This window comes from Chryseobacterium proteolyticum (assembly GCF_046591535.1).
In the GTDB taxonomy this organism is placed as follows: domain Bacteria; phylum Bacteroidota; class Bacteroidia; order Flavobacteriales; family Weeksellaceae; genus Chryseobacterium; species Chryseobacterium proteolyticum.
In genome coordinates this window covers 1-8,630 of the sequence record NZ_JBJLWK010000016.1, presented here as the reverse complement: position 1 = coordinate 8,630, position 8,630 = coordinate 1, and the positions used below count along the sequence as shown (strand labels likewise).

The following is an 8,630-nucleotide window of genomic DNA, read 5'->3' as shown; positions in this document are numbered from 1 at the left end:
TCTCTATTAAATGATCTATTGTCTAATCCTGATTACAGTGAAAAATTCTATAATTTAAAATCATTAAAACATGTTGTTTCCGGAGGTGATGTATTAAATACCCGTCATTTAAAGAAGGCCAAAATGAATGCCCGTTTTTATAACGCATATGGACCAACAGAAAATACTATCGATTCAACGAACTGGATAATTGATGTTAATTATACCAGTAAAAAAAGTATCATTGGTAAACCAATTCTGAATTCTAAGGTATATATTCTTGATGATAAGGGTGCACAATTATTACCTGTAGGAGTGGCAGGAAAGATTTATGTATCAGGAGGTGGCGTTGCCCGGGGGTATTTAAACCGTGAAGATCTTACCTCTGAGAAGTTTATGGATAATCCTTTTGAGGAGGGGCTCAGAATGTATGATACCGGCGATTTGGGCAGATGGCTGCCGGATGGTAATATAGAATTTTTAGGAAGAAAAGATCATCAGGTAAAAATCCGTGGATTCCGTATAGAGCTTGGAGAGATAGAAACCATTTTACTTCAGAGTTCCAAAGCATTAAAACAGGCCGTTGTTGTAACAAAAGGAACCGAGGAAGACAAGGTTCTGGTTGCTTACTATGTATCTGATGATAATATAGATAAAAAAGAACTGCAGAGTAATTTGAGCAAATTATTGCCGGATTATATGCTGCCTGCTTATTATGTCCAGCTGGATGCTATTCCTTTGACGTCAATAGGAAAAATAGATCGTAAAGCCCTTCCTGAAATCTCTTCAGAGGATATGATCAGAAAAGAATTTGTTGAGCCGGTAACAAATATTGAGAAAAAATTAGTTGCGATATGGGAAGAGGTGTTAAAGATTGAAAAGATTGGTATTACCGATAATTTCTTTGAACTTGGAGGCCATAGCTTAATCGTTTCTCAAGTGATTAATAGAATTCAGAAGCAATTGGGAAGTTCTGTAAGTTATAAAGACTTCTTTACAGAACCAACGATCGAGGGCTTAAGCAAGAAAATGTTTGATTCGGGTTATTTATCAATACCATTAGCGCCGGTTTCACAGTCTTATCCATTAACATCTTCACAGAAAAGATTCTGGATTTTAAGTCAGCTTGAAGAGGGATCTCTTGCTTACAATATGCCTTTTGCTATCAGGTTCAAAGGAGATTTAAATCTTCAGAAGTTCCAGGAATCTTTTACCATTTTACTCAACCGTCATGAGATTTTACGAACATCGTTCAGATTCACGGATGACAAAGAGATCAGTCAGTTCATTACAGAGGCTGATGCACTGGATTTCAGTGTTAAATATTTAGATTTTAGTCTGAATGAAGATAAAGAAAATGCTATCCTGAATTATTTAAAATCGGAGAACTCCATTGCATTTGATTTAGAAAAGGTACCTCTTGTTCGTTCTTCTATACTAAAAAGCCAGGAAAAAGATTTTGTATTTTTTATCTCCATGCATCACATCATTGGTGATGGTTGGTCTATGGAGTTAATGACAAAAGAAGTTGTCACTATTTATAATTCACTAATAGAAGGTAAAACAGTAGATCTACCGGTACAGAAAATTCAATACAAGGATTATGCGGTGTGGATCAATGATGTTATTCAAAAAGAAAAATACCAATCATCAGAGAAATACTGGTTAGAGCAGTTTCAGGGAGAATTACCAGTACTGGAATTGCCAAGCTTTAAGGCACGTCCTTTAACGAAGACGTTTAATGGAACTTCTTCAAATAAGCTGTTTTCAAAGGAGTTTGGTGATAATATTAATCAGTTTTCAAAAGATCATAATGCCACTTTATTCATGACTTTATTGGCCGGAATAAAGGTTTTACTGCATAAATATAGCGGCCAGAATGATATTATCATTGGAACGCCGGTAGCCGGAAGAGACCATCCGGATTTGGAGAATCAAATTGGTTTGTATCTGAATACGTTAGCCATTAGGACGGAGGTAGATGATAATGATAACTTTTTAAAGGTATTAAATAAAGAAAAAGAAGCTTTATTAGGAGCATACGAACATCAGAGTTATCCTTTTGATGATTTGGTTGGAAAACTGAATCTGAAACGTGATGCGAGTCGTTCTGCATTATTTGATGTTTTGGTGGTTTTACAAAATCAGGGTCAATTAAAATCAATAGTTAGTGAAGAAGAATTAACAGGGCTGGAGGTTGAAAACTATGCTTTTGAAAACAAAACAGCTCAGTTTGATCTAAGTTTTATTTTTGTTGAAAAAGAAGCAGGATTATTTCTTTCTATTAGATACAACACTGATATTTATGATAGCCTTTTAATAGATAAGATTTTTGATCATTTTGAAAATATAATAAATAGTTCTATTGCTGGCCCTTCAGTATCATTAAACAGTATAGATTATTTAACAACTGAAGAAATAGGTATTTTATTACATAATTTCAAGGATACGACAGTTGCTGATCTGAATGATAAGACGATAATAGAATTGTTTGAGAATCAGGTTGATAAAACACCTGATAGTATCGCTCTTGTTTTTGAAAAAAGATTACTTACTTATAGAGAATTAAATGAACGTTCTAATCAATTGGCTGGATATTTAAGATCTAATTATAATATAAGATCTGGTGATTTAGTTGGCGTTAAGTTGGATAGGAATGAAAACCTGATCGTTGTTGTATTAGGAATACTAAAATCTGGAGCAGCTTATGTGCCAATGGATCCTAATTATCCACAGGATCGAATAGATTTTATGGTAAACGATACGCAAAGCAAAGTAGTCCTGGATGATGCTGAGTTTACAGTATTTATGAATCAAAATCAAAAATATAAAAATTCTAATCCAAAGAGAGTAAATAAACCATCAGATCTGGCGTACATCATTTATACTTCTGGTACCACAGGAAAACCAAAAGGTGTAATGATTGAGCATGGAAACGTTATAAGTCTTTTAAAATCATGCTTTTTAGAGTTTGAATTTTCTGAGAAAGATACATGGTCATTTTTCCATTCTTATTGCTTTGACTTTTCTGTTTGGGAGATTTTTGGAGCCTTATTAACAGGGGGTAATATTTTGATTTTAAGTAACGAGGAAGTTCATAACCAGGAACTTGCGGCTAATTTAATGGTAGAGCATAATGTAACTGTATTTAGCCAGACACCATCAGCATTTTATAATTTTGTTGCATTTGATTATAAAGTACCTTCTCTACGCTATGTAGTTTTTGGAGGTGAAGCACTAAATCCTGCGAAACTAAAACTATGGAAAGAAAGCAATCCGGATGTTAAGCTTATTAATATGTATGGAATCACTGAAACTACCGTACATGTTACTTACAAGTTGTTAACTGATGAAAGTTTATCATCTGTTATTAGCAATATTGGTAAACCATTAGCTTTCGCTAATTGTTATGTACTGGATAAGCAGCAAGCATTAGTGCCTTACGGAAGATCTGGAGAGTTATATGTATCTGGACAAGGAGTTGCCAGAGGCTATTTGAACCGTGATGATCTTAACTCTGAGAAATTTATAGAGAATCCTTTTGAGGAAAATGGAAAGATGTATAGAACTGGAGATTTAGCTCGCTTTCTGCCTTCAGGAGAATTGGAATATTTAGGAAGGATAGATGATCAGGTTAAAATTCGTGGTTTCCGTATAGAGCTTGGAGAGATAGAAAGTTGTTTATTGGATAATATTCAAGAATTAAAACAGGCAGTAGTTGTTGTAAAAGGAGAATCTTCTGATAAATACCTTGTTGCTTATTATGTCTGTGATGATAAGGTGGATAAAAAAGATTTGAGATCAAGACTAAGTGAAGCACTTCCTGAGTATATGGTTCCTAGTTATTATGTAGAATTGGAGAGTATACCTTTGACACAGAATGGCAAGGTGGATCGTAAGAGTTTACCTGAAGTTGGTGAAGCAGATATGATCAAAGAAGAATATCTTGCTCCGAGAACAAAAGAAGAACAGCTATTGGTAGATGTTTGGTCTAAAGTTCTTAAACAGGATAAGATCAGTGTAAAAGATAATTTTTATAATTTAGGAGGAGACTCTATCAAATCTATTCAGATTGTTTCAAGTTTGAAGCAGCAAGGATATACGCTAAAAATAGTACAATTATTACGTAATCCTGTCATAGAAGATCTTGCCCGGTTATTAGAATTGGATACAGTTGAAATTGATCAGTCAGAAATGGAAGGTAGCGTTGTATTGACTCCAATTCAACAGTTTTTCTTTGAAAGTGAGCAAATCCCTAATAAAAATTACTACAATCAGTCTGTGCTGTTAAGAAGCCGGGAAGAGATTGATTCATCTGTTTTAGAAAAATCCATAGCTGACCTCGTTAAACATCATGATGCTTTGCGTATGGTGTATAAGGAAGAAGATGGATTATGGACGCAATACAATGAAGATACTTCAGAAACACATTATAAAATTAGTTTTTATGATTTAAGGTCAGATTCCAAAGAGGCTGAATTAGAATCGTTGCGCAGCATTGGTAATGATCTGCAGTCAGGATTTGATATTGGATCAGGCGTTTTGTTCCATGTTGGACATTTCAGGATGTCAGACGGAGACCGTTTAGCGCTTATTATTCACCACCTTGTAATTGATGGGGTTTCATGGCGTATTTTATTTGAAGATTTATCTCATTTGTATGAGTCCTACCAAAGAAATGCACCGATCAGCCTGCCTTTAAAAACAGATTCGTTCCAGCGTTGGGCTTCGGTTCAGGAAGAATATGCTAAAAGCGAAAAGATGCAGTCAGAACGATTGTATTGGAATGAAGTTTCAAAAGAACCCATAGGGTTATTGCCAATGGATTACGATGGCGGTAAAGAAATTTCATTAAGGGATAAGGCTTCTTATTTTACTCTTGATAAATTTTTAACAGAAAAGCTTCAGACACAGGTTCATCATGTTTATAATACCGAGATCAATGACATTTTATTAACAGGACTTGGACTGGCCGTTCAAACTGTTTTTGGGACTGATAAGAGTGTTCTGAAAATGGAAGGCCATGGCCGTGAGGAAATCATTGATGGTATTGATATCGGAAGAACAGTGGGTTGGTTCACCAGTGTGTATCCTTTCGTGTTGGATTTATCATCATCCAAAGGTCATGAATTAATCGGAGTCAAAGAATCATTGCGTAAGGTTCCTAATAAAGGAGTTGGCTATGGGATTCTGAATTACCTCGACAAACGTTTTGACAATGAACTTGTTCCAAGTATCCAATTTAACTATTTAGGAGATTTTGGCAGCAATGCGGGAGTCAATACAGAAGGAGAATCCCTGTTTGAATTCTCATCGGAAAATATTGGGGCAACATCAGATACGGCCAATAATTCAAGTGAAATCTTACTTGATGTTTCCGGAATGATGGTTTCTGATCAGCTCAATATGTCTATTCGTTATTCAAAAAACACTTTTAAAGACGAGACCATAGCCAAACTGATTGCTGCATACGAAACAGAGCTGGCCAATCTTATCGAAACATTGTCAGAAGTTAAAGAAAATCGTTTAACGCCATCTGATTTAACGTATAGTGATTTAAGTTATTCAGACTTAGCAGCACTTAATAAAGATAATAACGTTGAGGATATTTATGAGCTTTCACCATTGCAGCAAGGATTGTATTATCACTGGTTGGTAGATCAGTCAAGCCATATGTATTTTGAGCAGCTTTCATATAAACTGCACTTTAGCAATTTAAGTATTGAGGCAGTAAAACAGGCTTATGATGAGTTGATTAACAGATATGCAATTTTACGAACCAGCTTTACCAATGATTACAGTGGTGTGCCTTTGCAGATCGTACACAAAACAGTTTCCAGCAGCTTTAGTTATGAATCTATTTGTGATTTAACAGATATCGCTGAGGGATTACATATCATTAAAGAAAAGGATAAATCTGCAGGATTTGATTTGGATAAGCCAACTCAAATGCGCTTGAAAGTAGTAGAGTTAGGAGACGGAAACTATGAATTTATCTGGAGCAGCCACCATATTTTAATGGATGGATGGTGTCTGAGTATTTTAATTAACGACTTCTACAGTATGTTAATGGCTATAACCAATGGTCATACGATACAATTGCCGGAACCAGTTAAATACTCCACTTATATAGATTGGTTATCAAAAATTAATAAAAATGTATCATTATCATATTGGAAGAATTATTTAGATGGGATAACATCAAAGACCGTGCTTCCTTTAGGAGTTAAGCCATTGTTAACTTCAGGTAATATTTTCCAGAAGAAAACCTTGAACATAGAAGGAGATTCATTTACAGCAGTTAAAAACTTATGTGGTGAGTTAGGTATAACCTCAAATACTTTTATGCAAGGAGTATGGGGATATTTACTTTCTAAATATAACAATACACAGGATGTTGTTGTGGGTTCAGTGGTATCCGGTAGACCGGGAGAATTGCCGGGAGTAGAGAATATGGTAGGATTATTTATTAATACGATACCGGTAAGAATACAATACGAGAACACAGATACAGTGATTACGTTCCTGAAGAAATTACATTCAGAGAACTTGGAAAGTACTCCACATCATTATCTTAATTTGTCTGAAGTACAGTCTCAAAGTTCTTTAGGAATGGATTTGATTAATAGTTTAATGATTTTTGAGAACTATTTGGTACAGGATGCAATCGAAGATGAGATTGAGGAATTGTACGGACAAAAAGAACAGAGGATTACGATTGAAGGTGTTGAAGTCTTTGAACAGACAAATTATGATTTTAATGTGATCGTTGTCCCTTCAGCATCGTCGTTTACTATTGAGTTTAAATATAATTCTTCAGTTTTTGAATCTGGACAGATTGAGCGCCTTGCCAATCATTTCGCAAATATAGTAGCTCAGTTTAGTACAATTGAAGAGTTGTTGTTAGAACGCATAGATTACGTAACAGCTGAAGAAAGAGACGTTTTATTATATGATTTCAACGATACGGCAGTAGCCTATCCGAGCGATAAAACAATAACCGAATTGTTTGAGGAGCAGGTTGAGAACACACCCGATAATATAGCTGTTGTTTTTGAAGAAAGATCGTTTACTTATAGAGCGTTAAATGAGTGTTCTAACCAATTGGCGGCTTATTTAAGATCTAATTATAGTATTGCTTCTGATGATCTGATTGGAATTAAATTAGAGAGAAGTGAAAAACTAATAGTTGCCATTCTGGGAATATTAAAATCAGGGGCGGCTTATGTACCTATTGATCCAAATTATCCGCAGGATAGAATTGATTTTATTAAAAATGATACCCAGAGTAAGGTAGTCATTGATGAAGAAGAATTTTCAAAATTCAGTATTCAAAGTACAGAATATAGTGATGAGAACCTTTTGAGCATAAACACTTCAGCAGACCTTGCTTACGTAATGTATACCTCCGGAACAACCGGTAATCCTAAAGGGGTTATGGTAGAACATAAAAATGTAGTAAGACTTGTTAAGCCTTCTTCTTATTTTGTTTTAAATACTGAGAATACGCTTTTAAGTACTGGTGCAATATCTTTTGATGCTACTATTTTAGAATATTTTGGAACACTGTTAAACGGGTCCAAATTAGTTCTTGCCACTCAGGATAACCTATTACAGATTGATAAGCTGAAAGAAGTCATTAATACCAATGCAGTTGACAGTTTTTGGATGACAGCATCATGGTTTAGTTTTGTGGTAGACAGCGATATAGAAGTATTCAGGAATGTAAATAAGATCATTGTCGGTGGTGATGTTGTTTCTCCATATCATGTAAAAAAATTATATAATTCTTTTCCTGATATAGAAATTACAAATGGATACGGACCAACAGAAAACACTACTTTTTCTTTAACTTATCCTATTAGTCATTCAGATTATACAACCATTCCTTTAGGTAAGCCTATTTCAAACAGTACAGCTTACATTTTAGATGAAGAATTACATCTTGTGCCTGTAGGAGTTACAGGGAAGATTTATGTTTCCGGGGACGGAGTTGCCCGGGGCTATTTGAACCGTGAAGATCTTACCTCTGAGAAGTTTATGGAGAATCCTTTTGAGGAAGGTCTCAGAATGTATGACACCGGAGATTTGGGAAGATGGCTTCCGGATGGAAATATAGAATATTTGGGAAGGATCGATGATCAGGTTAAGATCCGGGGATTCCGTATTGAGCTTGGGGAGATAGAAACCATTTTGCTTCAGAGTTCAGAAGAATTAAAACAGGCAGTCGTAGTAACAAAAGGAACCGATGAAGATAAGGTTCTGGTTGCTTATTATCTGTCTGATCATAAAATAGATAAAAAAGATTTAAAATCAAGGTTAAGTGAAGTTCTTCCGGAGTATATGGTCCCGAGTTATTATGTACAACTTGATGTTATCTCTTTAACATCTAATGGAAAAATAGATCGTAAAGCTCTACCGGAAGTTGAAGAGGATGATTTAATCAAGGAAAATTATATTGCTCCAAGAACCCGGGAAGAAGAACTTTTGGTATCTGTCTGGTCTGAAGTTTTAAAACGGGATCAGATCAGTGTAAAAGACAATTTTTATAATTTAGGAGGAGACTCTATCAAATCTATCCAGGTAGTTTCAAGGATAAAGCAGAAGGGCTATACTTTAAAAGTTGCCCAGATTTTAAAAAATCCTGTTGT

At 35.1% G+C, this 8,630-nt stretch carries 1 protein-coding gene; it reads left to right on the top strand.

Annotation, left to right across the window (positions count from 1 at the left end):
• Positions 1-8,630: amino acid adenylation domain-containing protein (locus tag ACJ5H0_RS23005; RefSeq protein ID WP_411252180.1), on the top strand; the 8,630-nt coding region annotated here is incomplete at both ends.